This window comes from Roseovarius sp. MBR-51 (assembly GCF_053628575.1).
In genome coordinates, this window is sequence record NZ_JBRJGQ010000008.1 from 108,244 (window position 1) to 126,734 (window position 18,491).

At 59.7% G+C, this 18,491-nt stretch carries 21 protein-coding genes; 19 read left to right on the forward strand and 2 right to left on the reverse strand.

Going from position 1 to position 18,491, the window contains the following annotated elements:
• The first annotated feature begins 80 nt into the window (after positions 1-80).
• The 14 genes from ACSSVY_RS13255 to ACSSVY_RS13320 all read left to right on the forward strand — a co-directional run bounded on the left by ACSSVY_RS13255 (position 81) and on the right by ACSSVY_RS13320 (position 11,392).
• Positions 81-1,010 (forward strand): ABC transporter ATP-binding protein, encoded by a 930-nt coding sequence (locus ACSSVY_RS13255; RefSeq protein WP_454270059.1) that lies wholly within the window; start codon positions 81-83, stop codon positions 1,008-1,010.
• Complete coding sequence (locus tag ACSSVY_RS13260; RefSeq protein ID WP_454270060.1) at positions 1,007-1,768, forward strand: ABC transporter permease; 762 nt, start codon at positions 1,007-1,009, stop codon at positions 1,766-1,768. Before ACSSVY_RS13255 ends, ACSSVY_RS13260 begins: the two co-directional genes overlap by 4 nt.
• A gap of 112 nt (positions 1,769-1,880) precedes the next feature.
• Positions 1,881-2,678 carry a S49 family peptidase gene (locus ACSSVY_RS13265; RefSeq protein WP_454270061.1) on the forward strand — a complete coding sequence of 266 codons (798 nt, stop codon included), beginning with the start codon at positions 1,881-1,883 and terminating at the stop codon, positions 2,676-2,678.
• Complete coding sequence (locus ACSSVY_RS13270) at positions 2,659-2,850, forward strand: hypothetical protein (RefSeq protein ID WP_454270062.1); 192 nt, start codon at positions 2,659-2,661, stop codon at positions 2,848-2,850. The genes ACSSVY_RS13265 and ACSSVY_RS13270 overlap by 20 nt, the downstream gene beginning before the upstream one ends.
• The gene (locus tag ACSSVY_RS13275) at positions 2,847-3,812 is read left to right on the forward strand and encodes a calcium/sodium antiporter (protein ID WP_454270063.1); all 966 of its coding nucleotides are present in this window, start codon (positions 2,847-2,849) and stop codon (positions 3,810-3,812) included. Before ACSSVY_RS13270 ends, ACSSVY_RS13275 begins: the two co-directional genes overlap by 4 nt.
• 13 nt (positions 3,813-3,825) lie before the next feature.
• Entirely contained in the window at positions 3,826-4,605 is a 780-nt protein-coding gene (locus ACSSVY_RS13280) for an SDR family oxidoreductase (RefSeq protein WP_454270064.1), read from the forward strand.
• Positions 4,606-4,901: 296 nt separating this feature from the next.
• Positions 4,902-6,770 carry an excinuclease ABC subunit UvrC gene (gene uvrC, locus ACSSVY_RS13285; protein WP_454270065.1) on the forward strand — a complete coding sequence of 623 codons (1,869 nt, stop codon included), beginning with the start codon at positions 4,902-4,904 and terminating at the stop codon, positions 6,768-6,770.
• A gap of 75 nt (positions 6,771-6,845) precedes the next feature.
• Complete coding sequence (locus ACSSVY_RS13290; protein ID WP_454270066.1) at positions 6,846-7,502, forward strand: TetR/AcrR family transcriptional regulator; 657 nt, start codon at positions 6,846-6,848, stop codon at positions 7,500-7,502.
• Positions 7,499-8,803, forward strand: coding sequence for a phenylacetate--CoA ligase family protein (locus ACSSVY_RS13295; protein ID WP_454270067.1), 1,305 nt, complete (start codon positions 7,499-7,501; stop codon positions 8,801-8,803). The genes ACSSVY_RS13290 and ACSSVY_RS13295 overlap by 4 nt, the downstream gene beginning before the upstream one ends.
• A complete protein-coding gene (locus ACSSVY_RS13300) occupies positions 8,800-9,561 on the forward strand; it encodes an enoyl-CoA hydratase/isomerase family protein (protein ID WP_454270068.1) in 762 nt (253 codons plus the stop codon). Before ACSSVY_RS13295 ends, ACSSVY_RS13300 begins: the two co-directional genes overlap by 4 nt.
• Before the next feature lie 49 nt (positions 9,562-9,610).
• Positions 9,611-10,276 (forward strand): CDP-diacylglycerol--glycerol-3-phosphate 3-phosphatidyltransferase, encoded by a 666-nt coding sequence (pgsA, locus tag ACSSVY_RS13305; protein WP_454270069.1) that lies wholly within the window; start codon positions 9,611-9,613, stop codon positions 10,274-10,276.
• Positions 10,276-10,521 carry a molybdopterin converting factor subunit 1 gene (moaD, locus tag ACSSVY_RS13310; RefSeq protein WP_009816614.1) on the forward strand — a complete coding sequence of 82 codons (246 nt, stop codon included), beginning with the start codon at positions 10,276-10,278 and terminating at the stop codon, positions 10,519-10,521. Before pgsA ends, moaD begins: the two co-directional genes overlap by 1 nt.
• Positions 10,522-10,524: 3 nt before the next feature.
• Positions 10,525-10,968: a molybdenum cofactor biosynthesis protein MoaE gene (locus tag ACSSVY_RS13315; protein ID WP_454270070.1), complete on the forward strand. Its 444-nt coding sequence runs from the start codon at positions 10,525-10,527 to the stop codon at positions 10,966-10,968.
• A 127-nt stretch (positions 10,969-11,095) separates the two neighbouring features.
• The gene (locus ACSSVY_RS13320; RefSeq protein ID WP_454270071.1) at positions 11,096-11,392 is read left to right on the forward strand and encodes an SCP2 sterol-binding domain-containing protein; all 297 of its coding nucleotides are present in this window, start codon (positions 11,096-11,098) and stop codon (positions 11,390-11,392) included.
• A gap of 78 nt (positions 11,393-11,470) precedes the next feature.
• On the opposite strand, the gene ACSSVY_RS13325 is transcribed toward ACSSVY_RS13320, so the two are convergent.
• Positions 11,471-11,974, reverse strand: a complete 504-nt coding sequence (locus tag ACSSVY_RS13325) for a hypothetical protein (RefSeq protein ID WP_454270219.1) — start codon at positions 11,972-11,974, stop codon at positions 11,471-11,473.
• 215 nt (positions 11,975-12,189) lie between these two features.
• On the opposite strand from ACSSVY_RS13325, the gene ACSSVY_RS13330 reads away from it, so the two are divergent.
• Positions 12,190-13,185 (forward strand): asparaginase, encoded by a 996-nt coding sequence (locus ACSSVY_RS13330; protein WP_454270072.1) that lies wholly within the window; start codon positions 12,190-12,192, stop codon positions 13,183-13,185.
• Positions 13,186-13,458: 273 nt separating this feature from the next.
• On the forward strand, positions 13,459-13,710 hold the full coding sequence (locus tag ACSSVY_RS13335) for an EF-hand domain-containing protein (protein ID WP_454270073.1): 252 nt from the start codon (positions 13,459-13,461) through the stop codon (positions 13,708-13,710).
• Positions 13,711-13,789: 79 nt separating this feature from the next.
• On the opposite strand, the gene serB is transcribed toward ACSSVY_RS13335, so the two are convergent.
• Entirely contained in the window at positions 13,790-14,656 is an 867-nt protein-coding gene (gene serB, locus ACSSVY_RS13340; RefSeq protein ID WP_454270074.1) for a phosphoserine phosphatase SerB, read from the reverse strand.
• Positions 14,657-14,814: 158 nt separating this feature from the next.
• Here serB and ACSSVY_RS13345 point away from each other — a divergent pair, with 158 nt between their 5' ends.
• The 3 genes from ACSSVY_RS13345 to ACSSVY_RS13355 all read left to right on the forward strand — a co-directional run bounded on the left by ACSSVY_RS13345 (position 14,815) and on the right by ACSSVY_RS13355 (position 18,452).
• On the forward strand, positions 14,815-15,969 hold the full coding sequence (locus tag ACSSVY_RS13345; protein ID WP_454270075.1) for a phosphoserine transaminase: 1,155 nt from the start codon (positions 14,815-14,817) through the stop codon (positions 15,967-15,969).
• An 87-nt stretch (positions 15,970-16,056) separates the two neighbouring features.
• A complete protein-coding gene (gene serA, locus ACSSVY_RS13350) occupies positions 16,057-17,652 on the forward strand; it encodes a phosphoglycerate dehydrogenase (RefSeq protein ID WP_454270076.1) in 1,596 nt (531 codons plus the stop codon).
• 80 nt (positions 17,653-17,732) lie between these two features.
• Positions 17,733-18,452, forward strand: a complete 720-nt coding sequence (locus tag ACSSVY_RS13355; protein ID WP_454270077.1) for a metallophosphoesterase family protein — start codon at positions 17,733-17,735, stop codon at positions 18,450-18,452.
• Positions 18,453-18,491 lie beyond the last annotated feature (39 nt).

Here is an 18,491-nt window from a genome sequence, read left to right on the forward strand (position 1 = left end):
GCACAGATGCCTATGCGGGGATGCATGTTGCGCTCAGTCACCAGCGGTTTAGGTTCTGGGTACGAAAAGAGGGGGCGGATATGGCGGCAATCGTCAAGGTCGAAGGTCTGACCAAGACCTATAAGGGCGGATTTACGGCGCTCGACAATGTTACGCTCGCCATTGAAGAGGGTGAAATTCTCGCGCTGCTTGGTCCGAACGGCGCGGGCAAAACAACGCTGATTTCTACGCTGTGCGGAATCACCACGCCCACAGGCGGGCTCGCTTCGGTTGGCGGGCATGACATCATCACTGGATATCGCGCTGCGCGGGCGATGATCGGCCTCGTGCCGCAGGAAATCGCGTTGGAACCGTTTGAAAAGGTAATCAACACCGTCCGGTTTTCGCGCGGCCTATTTGGTAAGCCACGCGATGAAGTACTGATCGAGAAAATTTTACGGCAACTGTCCCTTTGGGACAAACGCAACAATCGGATACGGGAACTGTCAGGCGGTATGAAGCGGCGGGTGCTCATTGCCAAGGCGCTGTGCCACGAACCGCGCGTTCTCTTTCTGGACGAGCCGACGGCGGGCGTAGATGTGGAACTGCGCCGGGACATGTGGGAGGTGGTGCGCGATCTGCAAAAGAGTGGTGTGACCATCATTCTCACCACGCATTATCTGGAAGAGGCCGAGGCAATGGCAGATCGCATCGCGGTCATCAATCGAGGGGAAATCCTGCTGATTGAGGACAAGACGGCATTGATGCGCCGAATGGGCAGCAAGTCGCTGCGCATTGAGCTTGTGACCCCTCTCGACGCAATCCCTGCCAGCCTTGCGATCTATGATTTGGAACGCGCCGAGGATGGGCAGTCGCTCATCTACAACTACCAAACGCGTGCTGAGGGCACGGGGATCACCCGGCTCTTGCAGGCATTGGCCGAAGAGGGACTATCGGTGCGTGACATTGAAACGCGGCAGAGCAGCCTCGAAGAAATCTTCGTAGGCCTCGTGCGGGAGGATGCGGCATGAACCTGCATGCGATCCTCGCTATCTACATCTACGAGATGAAACGGTTTTTCCGCACCATTCTTGAGAGTCTGCTGTCACCGGTCATTTCCACCACGCTCTATTTCGTGGTCTTTGGCGCAGCCATTGGGGGCAGAATCGAAGAGGTCGAAGGTGTGAGCTATGCCGCTTTCATCGTGCCGGGTCTTATCATGCTCAGTGTGATGACGCAGGCGATCAGCAATGCGTCTTTCGGAATATATTTCCCGAAATTCATTGGCACGATTTTTGAGTTGCTTTCGGCCCCGGTCAACTTCCTCGAAATCGTTCTGGGCTATGTTGGGGCCGCTGCCACCAAAGCACTCATGATCGGCGCCGTCATCCTCATCACGGCCAGCATCTTTGTCGATCTCGACATTCAGCATCCGGTCATCATGGTTGTCTTCCTGCTGATGATCTGTGTCTCCTTTGCCCTGTTTGGGTTCATCATCGGGATTTGGGCCGAGAATTTTCAGCAATTGCAGCTTATTCCGCTATTGGTGATCACCCCCTTGGTGTTCCTCGGCGGCGCGTTTTACTCGGTCTCAATGCTGCCGCCTGCGTGGCAAGTCGTTACGCTCTTCAACCCGGTGGTTTATCTCATCTCGGGTTTCCGCTGGTCCTTTTTTGGTGTGGCGGATGTGGGCATAGGCTACAGCCTGCTGGCGGTCGGCCTGTTCTTTGGCCTTTGCCTCGCCGTGGTCTGGCTGATTTTCAAGACCGGCTACCGGATAAAATCCTGAGTGTCGCCGCGTGATCTTTTTCACGCGGCGCGGTCTGAAATGTTCATATGTAGTGGAGTCAGTTGCGCGGCCTGCCTTGTTTGTCTTGGCTCAGCACTCTACATCGGGCTGCATGAGACAATTGATCCCATTTATCAAACGCAAGCCAACCGTGGCTGTCATTCGACTCGCGGGCATGATCGGCTCCGGCTCGCGCGCGCCTCTGAGTGACGAGACCATCGGGCCGGTCATTGAAAAGGCATTCTCGCGCGGCAAGCCAGTGGCGGTGGCGCTGGTGATAAATTCCCCCGGCGGATCGCCGGTGCAATCCTCGTTGATCGCCGCCCGTATACGGCGGCTGGCCGAGGAAAAGGGCATCCCGGTTCATGCCTTTGTCGAGGATGTTGCTGCCTCTGGCGGCTATTGGCTGGCGGTGGCTGCGGACGACATCTGGGTCGATGCCTCGTCGGTGCTGGGCTCTATCGGGGTGATATCGGCGGGCTTTGGCGCGAACGAGTTTCTGACCCGGCAGGGGATCGAACGGCGCATCTACACGGCGGGCAAATCCAAGAGCACGCTTGACCCGTTCACGCCGGAAAAGCCCGAGGATGTGACCCGGCTCAAGAGTATCCTAGAGCAGATCCACGAGGCCTTTATCACCCATGTGAAGTCTCGGCGCGGAAGCAAGCTGGCGGACGATCCCGATCTCTTCACCGGCGAATTCTGGCTTGGCGCGCGCGGTATAGAATTGGGGCTCGCCGATGGAATTGGCCATCTGGTCCCCAAGATGAAAGCGCTCTACGGCGACAAGGTCCGGTTTTCCAAATACGGCCGCAAGCGCGGTCTCTTTCAAAGGTTTGGAGCGTCTCTCACACAGGATGCTCTGTCAATTGTCGAGGAACGGGCAAGCTATGCCAGGTTCGGCCTCTGACGTGTTGGTCAAGATCGTCATATTGTTTCTGGTTGCCATGGGCGTGCTGGCGATGTTTGGGCGCCTGCGATTTCCGGGGCAGAAGCGGTTGAGCGAGGCCAAATGCCCAAAATGCGGCCGCTACCGCATCGGAAAAGGCCCTTGTTCATGCGAAAAAGGTAAGTTGAAATGATGCCATGGCTCTTATCGGCGCTCGGGCTTGTGATCCTTTTGCTGGCCGGTGACGCACTGGTCAAAGGCGCGGTGAACCTTAGCCTGCGGGTGGGAATTCCTGCCCTCATCGTCAGCCTCACGGTGGTGGCCTTTGGCACCTCCGCGCCGGAACTGCTGATTTCTGTGAATGCGGTGCTGGATAACAAGCCCGGATTGGCGCTTGGCAATGTTGTGGGATCGAACACCGCCAATATCCTGCTTGTATTGGGCATACCCGCCATTCTCTCGGTTCTCCACACCAGCGGCTGCAGCTGTTCTAAATCCTATCTCCAGATGCTCGCGGCAACTTTGCTCTTCATCCTGCTGGCCTTTCGCGGCACATTTGATTGGATAGCTGCTCTGATCCTTTTGGCCGCCTTGGCGCTCATGTTGGTGGACGCGTTTCGTGATACGCTTGCCCATCGCCGGGATGCTGCCATTGCCACGCTGTCCGATGCGGACGGGATTGAAGATGTGGAAGGTGCTGATCCAAGTATGCCTTGGTGGCAGATCATTACCTTTCTGGTGCTTGGTTTGGTAGGTCTTCCGCTTGGTGCCGACATTCTCGTGGATAATGCCTCGATCATCGCTGAACGCTATGGTGTGAGCGAGGCAGTGATTGGCCTAACGCTGGTCGCGGTGGGGACATCTCTTCCAGAGCTTGCAACCACGGTTATGGCGGCCCTGCGCAAACAGGCGGATGTGGCGCTTGGCAATGTAATCGGCTCGAACATGTTCAACCTCTTGGGGATCATAGGGGTGGCCGCTTTGGTCGGAAACATTCCGGTGGACCCACAGTTCCAAAGATTTGACCTCTGGGTCATGTTGGGCACAGCTCTCCTGATCATTCCCTTTGTATTCTTCAAGGTCGACATCAATCGCTTTTGGGGCATCGTCTTGACCTTCACCTACGTGGCCTATGTCTCGTTCATCCTGATATGATTGGAGAGACTGAATGACTCGAGCTTTGGTGACGGGTGCAGGCAAACGCCTGGGCCGGGCGATGGCACTGGAACTGGCGCGACAAGGTCATGATGTTGCGGTGCATTTTGCCTCTTCGAGCGACGAGGCCGAGGGGGTGGCCCAAGAAATCCGCGCTCTGGGGCGTCTTGCAGTGACACTTCAGGCCGATTTGCTCGAAGAAGCGCAAGTGACCGCGTTGGTGGCCCGCGCCGCCGAGACGCTTGGTGGACCGATCACGACACTGATCAACAACGCCTCAATTTTTGAGTATGACAATATCCAGAGCGCCAGCCGACAGAGCTGGGATCGGCATATGGAGAGCAATCTGCGCGCGCCCTTCGTGCTGACGCAGGAAATGGCACGGCAGGTGCCTGACCCCGTTCCTGATGCGCAGGGTGAGCCGTTGGCGCAGGGTTTGGTGATCAACATGATCGACCAACGTGTGCGCAAACTGACCCCCGAGTTCATGACCTACACCATCGCCAAATTAGGCCTATGGGCCTTTACACAAACCGCCGCACAAGCCCTTGCGCCACGCATTCGAGTCAATGCGATTGGGCCGGGCCCCACTTTGCAGGGCCATCGCCAGAGCGATAGCCATTTTCAGAACCAGCGCCAAGCCACCGTTTTGAGGCGCGGCGCGAATGGATCCGACATCACCGGGGCGGTCGCCTATTTCCTCAATGCGCCGGCTGTGACCGGTCAATTGCTGTGCGTGGATGGGGGCCAGCACCTTGGCTGGCAGACCCCGGATGTCCTTGGTGTGGAATAAAGGACCCGTCCTGCCGGAAAAGTTTTGCACTGGTCATCGGCTCGTCACATGGCCGTTACAAAAACGCTAATGTTATCAGTGTTTTGTTCGCGGCCTTTATTTTTCTTTCATGAAATCAAAGACTTGAGAAACTGCTTAAAAAGTAGGCAACTCAACGAAGCCAGCCGAATTCAAGGGAAATTTCCACTTTATTGAAACTTATCTCCAGACTTATCCACAAGAATCGTGGACAGCTTCTCTCTTGCTCTCGGTTCGGTATCATTGCAGCACCCTTTGGGAATCATACTTGGACGACAATGCCTGACACTGACCCCACCACCACACCGAAAACCGGCTGTGAGGTAATCCGCGACTACCTGCGTTCTCTGGATGCCTCACCGGGGGTCTACCGGATGCTCGATGCGCAGGCGCGGGTGCTATATGTCGGCAAGGCGCGCAATCTGCGCGCCCGCGTGTCGAGCTATGCCCGCCCCACCGGCCATACCGGGCGCATCGCGCGGATGATCTCGGAAACCGCGTCGATGATGTTTCTGACCACCTCAACCGAAACCGAGGCGCTGCTCTTGGAGCAGAATTTGATCAAGCAGTTGAAGCCGCGCTACAACGTGCTTTTGCGCGACGACAAGAGCTTTCCCAATATCCTTGTGACCGGCCATGATTTCCCGATGATCAAGAAGCATCGCGGGGCTAAGCGCGAAAAAGGGTCCTATTACGGGCCCTTTGCCAGTGCGGGTGCCGTCAACCGGACGCTGGCGCAGTTGCAGCGCGTGTTTCAGTTGCGCAATTGCACCGATGCGATGTTCGAGAGCCGCACGCGCCCCTGTCTGCAACATCAGATCAAACGCTGCACTGCGCCCTGCGTGGGCAAGATCAGCCGCGCCGACTATGCGGTGCAGGTCAGCGATGCCGAGCGGTATCTGTCGGGCCGCTCAACCGAGATTCAGGAAAAGCTGGCGGCACAAATGGCCGAGGCCGCCGAGACGATGGAGTTTGAGCGTGCCGCGGCGTTGCGTGACCGCATCAAGGCGATGACGCAGGTGCAGACCGCCCAAGGCATCAATCCCCGCACCGTGGACGAGGCCGATGTGATCGCCCTGCATCTGGAAAACGGGCAGGCCTGTGTGCAGGTGTTCTTTATTCGGGGAGGCCAGAACTGGGGTAATCAGGATTTCTACCCCCGCGTCGGCGTGGATGTTGAAGAGGCAGAGGCGCTCGAGGCCTTTATTGGCCAGTTCTACGACAGCAAGGAACCGCCGCGCGCCCTGCTCTTGTCGCATCCGATCGAGAATGCCGATCTGATGCAGCAGGCGCTCAGCGACAAGCTGGGGCGCAAGGTGACGCTGACGGTGCCACTGCGCGGGGAAAAGGCCGAGTTGATCGACGCCGCGATGCGCAATGCCCGCGAAAGTCTGGCGCGCAAATTGGCCGAGACCGCCACCCAAGGCAAATTGCTGCGTGGTCTGGCCGAGGCCTTCGATCTGCCCAGCCCGCCGCAGCGGATCGAGGTCTATGACAACAGCCATATCCAAGGCACCGATGCCGTGGGTGCGATGATTGTCGCAGGCCCAGAAGGCATGATGAAGAACCATTATCGCAAATTCAACATACGCGGTGATGCCCTTACCCCCGGTGACGATTTTGGGATGATGAAAGAGGTGCTGACTCGCCGCTTCAAGCGCCTCTTGAAAGAGGACGCAGACCGCAGCCAAGGCCAATGGCCTGATCTCTTGCTGATCGACGGGGGGGCGGGGCAAGTGAGCGCCGTGGCCAGTATCATGCGCGAGATGGGGGTTGAGGATATCCCAATGGTGGGCGTCGCCAAGGGCGTGGACCGCGACCACGGCAAAGAGGAGTTTCACCGGGTGGGCAAGCATCCCATGGCGCTGCGCCATAATGATCCGGTGCTCTATTTCGTGCAGCGCCTGCGCGACGAGGCGCATCGCTTTGCCATCGGCACGCATCGCGCGAAACGCGCCAAGGCGGTGGGGGCCACGCCGCTGGATGAGGTGCCGGGCATCGGGGCCGCGCGCAAACGCGCGCTCTTGGCGCATTTCGGCAGCGCCAAGGCAGTGAGCCGCGCCAATCTGGCCGACCTGCGCGCAGTTGAGGGGGTTTCGGACGCGATGGCGCAGAAGCTCTATGATTTCTTCCACGAACGAGGTTGAGTGGGGCAGTGGCTATCCGGGTTGACAGGCTGGGTTCTAAAAATGAATATGACGTCAGTTTCATTTTGAGTCGCCATGCAATCACCCGCCGATCAAACGAGCTATCCCGCGTTCCTTGCCGTGCAGGTCGAGGGCGAGTCCAAGGGCATCCGCACCGCGCAGGCGCTCCGCATCGCGGCCTGCGCCCTTTTGGAACGTGCGGCGCTCACGGATTTGACCATCGCCGCGATCTGCAAGGAGGCGGGCGTCGCCAATGGCACCTTTTACCTCTACTTTCCCGATCAGGCGCATCTGCTCGATGATCTGCTGCAAGGGTTCGCCGCGTTTCTGCAAGCGGGGATGATCCGCGCCAGTCAGGCTAGTTCCGAGCGGAGCATGCGCCCCGCGACCGAGGCCTACGCCCGCCTCTTCGAGGCCAATCGCGGGTTGATGAAATGCCTCATCCACCATCTTGATGCGTTTCCGGCGGCCCGCGCGGCTTTTCATCGGCTTAATCGGGAATGGATCGACACCGTTGTGGCCGCTACCCGCCGCAGGCTGGCGCGCGAGGGGCGCGATACGTTGAGCGAGGCCGAACTCACCCGCCGCGCCTATGCGTTGGGGGGCATGACGGATCAATATTTCTCCAGCCTTTATCTCTCCGGCGAGGCGGGGCTGGCGGAGGTATCAACTGATCGCGCGGCGGTGATTGCTACGCTCACAACCATCTGGGAACGAGGATTGCAGCCATGAGCCTGCTGAACCAAGCCGAATTTGCCAGCCCTGACCGCCTGCACGCGCATCAGGCCGCAGCATGGGCTGTGCAGAGCGCCTATGTCGCGACAGAGTCGGAATTTTACCGCGATCTATGGCAGGGGCGCACACCCCCCGCCGATCTGCGCGACCTGCCCGAATTGCCTCTGTCGGACAAGGCGCAGCTACGAATTTCGCAGGCGGACCATTCCCCCTTTGGAAACTACATGGCTGCACTGAGGCGCGACGCAGTGCGCCTGCATCGCACCTCTGGCACGACCGGGCAGGCGATGAATCTGGCGCTCTCGGCCCGAGATTGCGCGGTGACAGAGGCGGTGGGCGGGCGCTGTCAATCCGCCGCTGGCCTTACGCCTGAGGATACCGTGGTGCATTGCCTGAACTATCAGATGTGGATGGGGGGGCTGACCGATCACATGACCTTACAGGCCACCGGCGCGATGGTGGTGCCCTTTGGTGTGGGCTCCACCGAGCTATTGGTGCGCACCATTCAGGAGGTGGGGATCACCGCGATTTCCTGTACGCCCTCTTATCCATCTGTGTTGGAGCGGGTGATTGCCGAGAAGTTTCCGGGGCTTAGGCCACGTGATCTGGGCCTTCGGCTCGGGCTGTTTGGTGGCGAGGCGGGGTTGGACGATCCGGCTTTCCGCGCACGGCTGCGCGATGTCTGGGGGATGGAGCCGCGCAATGCCAATTACGGCGTCTCAGACGTGTTCTGCAATTTTGCGGCGCAATGCGAACAGGACACGCGCCTGCATTACATGGCCGCCGATGTGCTTTACCCTGAACTGATCGACCCTGACACCGGCGCGCCTCTCCCACTTGAGGCGGGGCGGATGGGCGAGTTGGTGCTGACCCATCTCTTGCGCGATTGTCAGCCGCTGGTGCGGTTCCGCAGTGGCGATATCATCGCGGTGGATGAAACCGCGCCCTGCACCTGCGGGCGCACCGGGTTTCGGTTCCGGGTGGTAGGGCGGTCGGATGACATGGTTGTCGTGCGCGGACTCAACCTCTTTCCCACAATGGTTGCGGCGGTCATCAATGAATTCGTCGAGTTATCAGGGGATTACCGGATCACGCTCAATGCGCCGCCGCCTTATGACGCCTTGCCGGTATCTGTGGAACTGGCCAAGGGGCAAGGTGCGTCAGACGGATTGGCCGAAGCTATCGCCTCTGAGATCAAGGCCAAACTTGGCGCAACAGCGCGGGTCAAAATCCTGCCACACGGCACATTTCCCCTGACCGAAGGCAAGACTAAACGCGTGGTGAGGGCCCATAAATGACTGATTTCATATACAAAACTGTGCTGAGCGAAATCTTGGAGGATGGCGTCCGCTGTATCACGCTGAACCGTCCCGGCAGTCTGAATGCCATGAACCGTCAGTTGATCGACGATGTGGCGCGGGCGTTCGAGGATGCGAATGCTGATCCCAAAACTCGCGCGATCATTTTTACCGGGGCAGGCACGGCGTTTTGTGCCGGTGATGACCGGCGTGAACATGTGCATCCGACCTGTGAAGAAGAGGCGCGCGATCTGGTTTGCGCGATCCAGCGTGTCACCTATGCCATTGTTTTAAATAACAAACCTGTCGTCGGCGCGATCAACGGATGGGCCGTGGGAGGGGGGTTCGAGTGGGCGATCAACTGTGACTTTCCGATATGGGCCGAATCGGCGCGTGGGTTCTTTCCCGAAGTGTCGCTCAATGTCTTTGTCACCGGCGGGGTGAGCAGTCTGCTGCCCGCGCTGGTCGGTCTTAACACAGCGCGCGAAATGCTGTTCTTAGGAGGGCGCTACGATGCGACCGAGTTGCGGACGATGGGGGTGGCATGGAAAACCACTCCGGATCAAGAGCTTATGAAAGTTTCACTGGATACGGCCCGGCGTCTGGCCGCTCTGCCGCCCCTTTCGGTGCGGGCAATGAAACGTGTCTTGAACGCCACTGCATTAACCGATTTGCGCCGCGCGATGGATCTGGAAACAGAGGCGACGATCGCCGGATTCATGGACCCGGAAACCACCCGCAGGCTGAGTGATTTCTAGGTACCAAGGGCGCTTTCCCTCTGCTCTGGGACAGGATAGAACAGTGGCCATGACGTGGACCTTGCCCAATATACTGACCACGCTCCGCCTGCTCGCCGCCCCGGCAGTTGCGGTTATGTTTCTATATTTTACAAGACCTTATGCCGATTGGTTTGCCTTGATCCTGTTCGTAAGCGCCGCAATCACCGATTGGTTCGACGGCTATCTGGCGCGCAGCTGGAAGCAAGTGACCAAGCTGGGCACGATGTTGGACCCGATTGCCGACAAGGCGATGGTGGTGATCGCGTTGATGGTAATCGTGGGCTATTCGAGCATGTCGCCATGGTTGGTGCTGCCAGCCACGATGATTCTCTTTCGCGAAGTTTTTGTGTCCGGCTTGCGAGAATTTTTGGGTGATACCGCCGGAACGCTGAAAGTGACGCAATTGGCCAAGTGGAAAACCACTGCGCAAATGGTTGCAATTGCAGTCTTATTTGCCCAAGGCGTGTTCGAGCACTACTTTGGTATGACGGTCTTTGGCATGGATGATCAACTGGTGATCTCCATTCTGGATGGGCGTGAAGATGACATTCACGGACTGATGTGGAAATATACCGGTATGGTCTGGGCCGGACATGTGGGCATCTGGCTCTTGTGGTTCGCGGCGGCCCTGACCCTGCTGACTGGGTTTGATTACTTCAATAAATCAATCCCTTATCTAAAGGATGATGCATAATGGATGTGCTCTATTTTGCGTGGGTGCGGGAACGGATCGGCCTTCCGAAAGAGCGGATCGACACGCCGCCTGCGACGGTGATGGATTTGGTTAACGAGTTGCGGGCCCGCGAAGAGCGGTATGAGGCGGCCTTTGCCGATCTGGGCGCGTTGCGCGTGGCGGTGGATCAAGAGTTGAGCGATTTTGACGCCCCTCTTGCTGGAGCACGGGAAGTGGCGTTTTTCCCACCGATGACAGGGGGTTAGCCTATGGATGTCCGGGTGCAGGAGACTGCCTTTGATCTCGGTTCCGAAGCCAATGCATTTGTTGCCAAACAATCCGGTATCGGCGCGGTCGTGACGTTTACCGGGATTGTGCGCGACCTTGATGGCGCGCGGCTGAGTACGATGGAGATCGAGCATTATCCCGGCATGACTCAGAAGGCATTGGAGAATATTGCCAATGAGGCCGCAAGCCGTTGGAATCTTGGGGATATTTTGATCATCCATCGCTACGGCATGTTGCATCCCGATGAGCTGATCATGATGGTTGCCACCGCGGCACGGCATCGGGCAGACGCCTTTCAAGCGGCTGAATTTCTTATGGATTTTCTGAAATCCCGCGCGCCGTTCTGGAAGAAGGAAGTGACCGAGGCAGGCACCGATTGGGTTGCCGCGCGGGACGAGGACGAAGACGCGCTGTCACGCTGGTGAGAGGTGTACAGGGCGTACCTTTTGTACGCGGCTATTGTACACAGGGGCGACTGACGCGCGGTTCCGCTTGCGTAGGGCGGCGTTCCGGCGAAGATCACCCCCGCAAGAAACCACAAGTGAGCACCCCATGAGCGCGATCATCGACGACTATGTTACCACTCTGACCCCCAAGGCGCGTGGCCGGATCAAGGGGCTGGCCAAGCTGGTGATCACCGATCACGGCAGCGTCATGTTGAGTGAAGAGGGCGCGCGGGCCGGGGATGACGCGGCCGATGTGGTTCTGAGGGCGAGTGATGAGGTCTTTCGCAACATCCTGTCCGGGGAGCAGAATCCGATCATGGCCTATATGTCGGGCAAATTGAAGGTCGAGGGCAATGTGCAACGTGCGCTCAAGGTCAGCGCGATCCTGACGGACGAGGCATAGCGCGACATAACCGAAAAAAGAAGCGGCGGTGCCAATGTGGCCCGCCGCTCTGATCTGTGTCCAGAAATCCCGGATCGTTTACTTGCAGCGTTTCTCAGCCTCTTCGACGGCCGCTGTATAGCCCAAGAGCGAGAACGTATCCTTGGTCACTGTTCCGCGCCCGGAGCGGGCGGTCAGCACGGCGTCGGCCCCGCGCTTCATCGCGGCGAGAACCTTGGCGTCATCGTCGCTGCTGGCAGGCCATGCCCATTCACCTTCGGTGAAAAGCTCGAACTGGCTGCCGCCGATATTGAGGTTGACGGTAGACCCCCCGGCAAAGGGATAGCCGCCCGTAAAGGTGATCTGCCCCTGAACGCCGGCACCGGGGCGGAAAAAGGTCATCAACAGCACATCGCCCCGCCGAACCGCAACGACGCGCCCGTCTTTGGTGTTGACCGACTCTGTCGGCGCCGACACGGCCCAGCATTCCCGGGGATCATTATCCTCGAACACGCTCCATGCGGTGCTCGTTGCCACCTGATTGGTGCTTGTGCCCTGCGCCTGCGCAGCGGGTGTGACCAGCATAGCCAGTGCGATGGCCATGCTGCCTGCAATTCGTGATACCATATGTCCAGCCTCCAAGCTGTCCTGAGCCTCAAATTCATGGGTCGCCAGTCACCCTTTACGGGAATATTTTTATATGCGACCAGTCCCGTCTCGACATTGCAATATTAGCCTGAAACAGGCGAGAAGTGAAAGACGCAATTGGCGGATTTTCGCACATCCCGCCCAGACCCTCGTTATGCCGGAGCAAATCAATGAGCCAACCTGTCCCCTTGACCGAAATCTGGCGCGGCCCGATGGCCGAAAGCGTGCACTTGGGTCATGCGGTGATTTGTGACGCAGGCGGTTCTATAGTCGAGGCTTGGGGCAATCCCTCTGAGACCATCCTGCCGCGGTCGTCCTCCAAGATGATCCAGGCCCTGCCTTTGATCACCAGCGGTGCCGCGGACGCGCAGGCTCTGACGACCGAGCAACTGGCGCTTGCCTGCGCCTCGCATAACGGGGCGGCGATCCATACAAGCCGTGTCAATCGCTGGCTTGGCGATCTGGGTTTGACCGATGATGATTTCCGTTGTGGCGCGCATGATCCGCAGGACAAGGAGGCGCATAAGGCGCTGCTGTGTTCCGGCACGTCGCCCTGTCAGGTCCATAACAACTGTTCCGGTAAACATGCCGGGTTTCTGACTCTCAACCGACATCTGGGCGGAGGGCCGGACTATATCGCCCCTGACCATCCGGTACAAAGAGCGGTGCTGGAGGCGTTCGAGACGGTGACGGGGGAAACCTCGCCTTTTTATGGCATCGACGGCTGTTCCGCGCCCAATCATGCCAGCAGCTTGCACGGGATGGCGCGGGCGATGGCGTGGTTTGCCGGGGCCTCTGAGAGTGGCGATGCGGCCGAGCGGGCAGCGGTGCGGCTCTGGCAGGCGATGGTGGCCCATCCGGCGCTTGTGGCCGGGGAGGGGCGGGCTTGCACCGAATTGATGCGGGCCTGTTCCGAGCCTGTGGCGCTCAAGACCGGGGCGGAGGCGTTCTTTATCGCGATTCTGCCGCAGCGCAAGCTGGGCGTGGCGCTCAAGATCTCCGATGGCGGCACGCGCGGGGCGGAATGTGCGATTGCCTCGATCCTTGTGCGGTTGGGGGTTCTGGACCCGGCGCATCCAACCGCGCTCAAGTATCGCAATGCACCGATTGTCAATTGGCGCGGGGTCGAGACGGGTATGATCCGGCCTGCCGCTGCCATAGCCTGACCCGACTCGGCTCTGGTTCGGGTGGGGTCCGTCTGGTCCCCAGCGGCAACCGTTTCGGCGCTGCATCGCTCAAAGGGGGTCTGTCCATGCGCCACTTCTCGCCAGCCCTCAGGGAGCGGCGTAGGTCCGCGCATGCAACCCCCTGAGTCTGGCTGAATTTCGCGCCTTTTGGCCCGGTTTCAATCAACCCCGCGACAGCGCGGCAATGTGGTCCCATCTTATGGTCATGGCGGCGCAACCGCGCCCCCTGAACCTGAAAGAAGGAAGACCGACATGACCAAGGAATTCGTTGCAGCCAGTTTTGCGATTGCCATGAGCCTGCCCGCTGTGGCCCTCGCTGGCGAATTTTCGTCGATGGATGCGGACGGAGATGGCTATGTAACCATGTCCGAGTTCCAGCAGGCGATGCCTGAGGCGACGGCGGATACCTTTACGGCAGTGGATGCCGATGCCGATGGCGCGCTGACCGAGGACGAAATGGCCGCTGCCAAGGATGCGGGCGTATTGCCCGCCACGGAAGGGTGATCGGGGCCTGAGCGCCTCTCCTCTTCCCCTCTCGAGGCGGGGGCCATCAACCCGCCTCGGGACATCCCGATTTGTTCGATCAGGCAAATTCGTCCCGCGCATAGCCTTGGATATAGAGCAGCGCCGTAAGATCCCCGTGATTGATGCGGATGTCGCATTCGGCGGCGACGCTCGGTTTGGCATGGAGCGCCACGCCCGCGCCTGCGCGCCCCAGCATACCCAGATCATTGGCCCCATCCCCGACGGCGAGAACGTCGGCCTCTGTGATCGCGAGCCGCGCACTGATTTCTTCGAGCGCCTGCACCTTGGCCGCGCGCCCAAGGATAGGCCGGGCGACATCGCCGAGCAGACGGCCATTCTCAGCCAAAAGCGTGTTGGCCCGGTTCTCGTCAAATCCGAGATGCGCCGCGACCGATTGGGTGAACGCGGTAAACCCTCCCGAGACCAGCGCGCAATAGGCTCCGTTGGCGCGCATGGTTGAGACCAAGGCGGAGCCGCCCGGCATATAGGTGATCCGGCTTGTCAGAACGTCCTGGATCACCGTTTCGGGCAGATCCCGGAGCAGCGCCACACGCTCGATCAGCGCACCCTCGAAATCCAACTCGCCATTCATCGCGCGCGCGGTGATGGCGCGGACATGCGCGCCGACGCCTGCGACTTCGGCGAGTTCGTCAATGCATTCCTGTTGGATCATGGTGCTGTCCATGTCGGCGAGCAGCATTTTCTTGCGCCGCCCCTCGGTGGGCTGAACCACCAGATCAACGGCTTGGTTTTGCAGTTCCGCCCAGACCTCCCACCGGTTGCCCGGCACCTCTGGCATGTTGAATTCCGCCGCCTCGTCGGGGGCCAGCCATTGCACGGCGGCGCCCCCCCAGGCATTGCGCAGGGCCTCGGCAAGAGCGGGGTCAAGCGCGCCGGGTGCTGCGATCAATGTGGTGGTGAACATGGGGCAGGTTTCCGATCGTAGGCGCGCTGTGTCGCAATTTCTCACTCAAGCGGCGTTCTAGCGTCATTTCTGCACTTGCGAAAGACCCCGGTTGGCCGTAATTCAGTCGGTGGGACACCCCTCCCCAACGAGGGGCGCTTATCTGAGAGGGTAGCTAAATGGCTATTGAAGCACCGGCAACGCGGCCGAAAAATCCGCGTTTTTCCTCTGGCCCTTGTGCCAAGATCCCCACATTCACGCTCGACATGTTGTCTGACGCCCCCTTGGGTCGTAGCCATCGGGCCGCCGTGGGCAAGGCCAAGCTGAAGGCCGCCATCGAGAATACCCGCGCGATCCTCGGCGTGCCTGCCGATTACAAGATTGGCATCGTGCCTGCCTCTGATACCGGCGCCGTGGAAATGGCGATGTGGAGCCTTTTGGGCGCGCGTCCCGTCGAGATGCTGGCGTGGGAGAGTTTCGGCGCAGGCTGGGTCTCGGACGTGGTCAAGCAACTCAAGCTCGATGCCGTGGTCAAGACCGCAGATTATGGTCAGATCGTCGACCTGGCTTCGGTCGATACCGACAAGGATGTGGTCTTTACTTGGAACGGCACCACCTCTGGCGTGCGCGTGCCGAATGGCGACTGGATCAAGGCGGATCGTCAGGGTCTCACCATCTGCGATGCGACGAGCGCTGCCTTTGCGCAGGATCTGCCGTGGGACAAGCTCGATGTGACGACCTTTTCCTGGCAAAAAGTGCTGGGCGGCGAGGCGGCGCATGGCATGCTGATCCTGAGCCCGCGCGCAGTGGAACGGCTGGAGAATTATACCCCCGCCTGGCCCCTGCCCAAGATTTTCCGCCTGACCAAGGGCGGCAAGCTGATCGACGGCATATTCGTGGGTGAGACGATCAACACCCCCTCGATGCTGGCGGTCGAGGATTACCTTGTTGCGCTCGATTGGGCGTCGTCTGTGGGCGGTCTGACGGGTCTGCAAGCGCGCGCCAATGCCAATTTGGCGGCGGTCGAGGATTTCGTGGCGCAAAACGATTGGCTGGCGTTTCTGGCGACTGATCCCGCGATCCGCTCCAACACCTCGGTTTGTCTGACGTTCGAGGATGCGCGGATCAGCGATGGCGCAGCGTTCGCCAAGGCGGTTGCCAAGCGGCTGGAAACGGCAGGTGTTGCCTATGACATCGGTGCTTATCGCGATGCGCCTGCCGGTCTGCGGATTTGGTGCGGTGGCACGGTCGAGACCGCCGATGTAGCGGCGCTGATGCCGTGGATCAAATGGGCGTTCGAGACCGAGATCGCGGCGCTGTCCGTATCGGCGTGATCCCGATTTCTTGAAAAGAAATCGATCCGGACTCTTTGAAAGAGTCCGGGTCTTCCCCCTCTAGATTTTCAGTCAAGGAGCCCAGCAATGGCCCCCAAGGTTCTCGTCTCTGACAAACTCTCTGAAACCGCCGTCCAGATCTTTCGTGATCGGGGCATCGAGGTGGATTTCCGCCCCGAACTTGGCAAGGATAAGGATAAACTCGCCGAGGTGATCGGTGAGTATGATGGTCTTGCCATCCGCTCCGCGACCAAGGTCACGGAAAAGATCCTTGCCAATGCGCACAAGCTCAAGGTGATCGCGCGTGCGGGTATCGGCACCGACAATATCGACAAGGAAGCGGCGAGCAAGAAAGGCGTGATCGTGATGAACACGCCCTTTGGCAACATGATCACCACCGCAGAACATGCCATTGCGATGATGTTCGCTGTGGCACGGCAAATCCCCGAGGCGAGCGCCTCGACCCACGCGGGCAAATGGGAAAAATCTGCCTTCATGGGGGTGGAACTGACCGGCAAGACCCTTGGTGTGATCGGCGCGGGCAATATCGGCGGCATCGTCTGTGACCGGGCGCGGGGCCTCAAGATGAAGGTGATCGCCTATGATCCTTTCCTCGGTCAGGAAAAGGCCGACAAGATGGGCGTGGAAAAGGTCGAGCTCGAGGAGTTGCTGAAGCGCGCCGATTTCATCACCTTGCATGTGCCGCTGACCGATCAGACCCGCAATATCCTAAGCCGCGAGAACCTGGAAAAAACCAAGAAGGGCGTGCGCGTCATCAATTGCGCGCGTGGCGGTCTGGTGGATGAGCAGGCATTGGCGGACCTCCTGAAATCCGGCCATGTGGCAGGCGCGGGGTTTGATGTCTTTGCAGAGGAGCCGGCGGTTAACAATCCGCTCTTTGGTCTTGCCAATGTGGTCTGCACGCCGCATCTGGGGGCAGCCACCACCGAGGCGCAGGAAAACGTGGCCCTCCAAGTGGCCGAGCAGATGTCGGACTATCTCCTGACCGGGGCTGTCACCAACGCGCTCAACATGCCGTCGGTGACGGCGGAAGAGGCCAAGGTGATGGGGCCTTGGATCAAGCTGGCGGATCATTTGGGCAATTTCATCGGTCAGATGACCGACGAGCCGATCAAGGCGATCAACATTCTTTATGACGGGGTGGTCTCCGAGATGAACCTTGGCGCGCTCACCTCTGCCGCTGTGGCGGGGATCATGAAATCGGTCAACCCCGAGGTCAACATGGTCTCGGCCCCCGTTGTGGCCAAGGAACGCGGCGTCAAGATCAGCACCACCAAGCAGGACAAATCCGGCGCTTTTGAGGGTTACATCAAGATCACCGTGGTCACGGACAAGCGCGAGCGGTCGATTGGCGGCACGGTGTTCTCGGATGGCAAGCCGCGTTTCATCCAGATCAAGGGGATCAATATCGACGCCGAAATCGGCCGCCACATGCTCTATACCACCAACGAGGATGTGCCGGGTATCATCGGCACCTTGGGGATGACCATGGGCGAGAACGGCGTCAACATCGCGAATTTCACCCTTGGCCGGTCGGACGCAGGCGGCGAGGCGATCGCGCTCTTGTATGTCGATGCGCCGGTGCCCGAGGCGGCGATCAAGGCACTGCATGCCACCGGCAAGTTTCAGCAGATCCGCGAGTTGAAGTTCGACGTTGCGTGACGCGTGAGCCGGGCCGCCCTTTTGGGCGGCTCTTTGCGAATCCTTCTGGACATCCACGACACGCAGGAGTTCAACGGGCCATGACCGATCCGATCTATGCCATTCCCGATATTCACGGGCAGGACGCCTTGCTTGATGCGGCACTTGATCTTGTGGCCCGCGATGGCGGGGCAGAGGCGCGCATCGTGTTTCTGGGCGATCTGGTGGACCGGGGGCCGGATAGCCGGGCGGTGATCGACCGGCTGATGACCGCACAGGCGCAAGGCCGCCCCTGGACCGTGCTGCGCGGCAATCACGATCAGATGTTCATGGATTTCCTCGATACTGGCGTGATCCACTCGGATCATATCCGCTCTGGACTCAGTTGGCTGAATCACCGTCTGGGCGGGGCCGCGACGCTGGCCTCCTACGGGCTCGAGGTGACAGAAGCGGCCCCGCAGTGGGACGCTGCCCGCCGCATGGTCCCGCAGGCGCATCGCGACTGGCTGGCGGGTTTGCCGCTCTGGCAAGAGGTGGGCGAGGTGCTCTTTGTCCATGCCGGTATCCGGCCCGGCGTCCCGCTGGAGTCTCAGGATCCGGCGGATCTGATGTGGATCAGGGAGGGGTTTCTCGACCATGAGGATGCACATTCGTGGTTGGTGGTGCATGGGCATACCGCGCTGGAGATGCCCACCCATTTCGGCAATCGCATCGACCTCGATGGTGGCGCTGCCTATGGTCGGCCGCTCTGGCCAGCGGTGTTCGAGGGGCGCGACGGTTGGCTCTTGACGGAAAGAGGACGCATCGCGCTCTGTCCCTGAAGATTGATGCGTCTGACGACACGTCCCCGTTGCCATGAG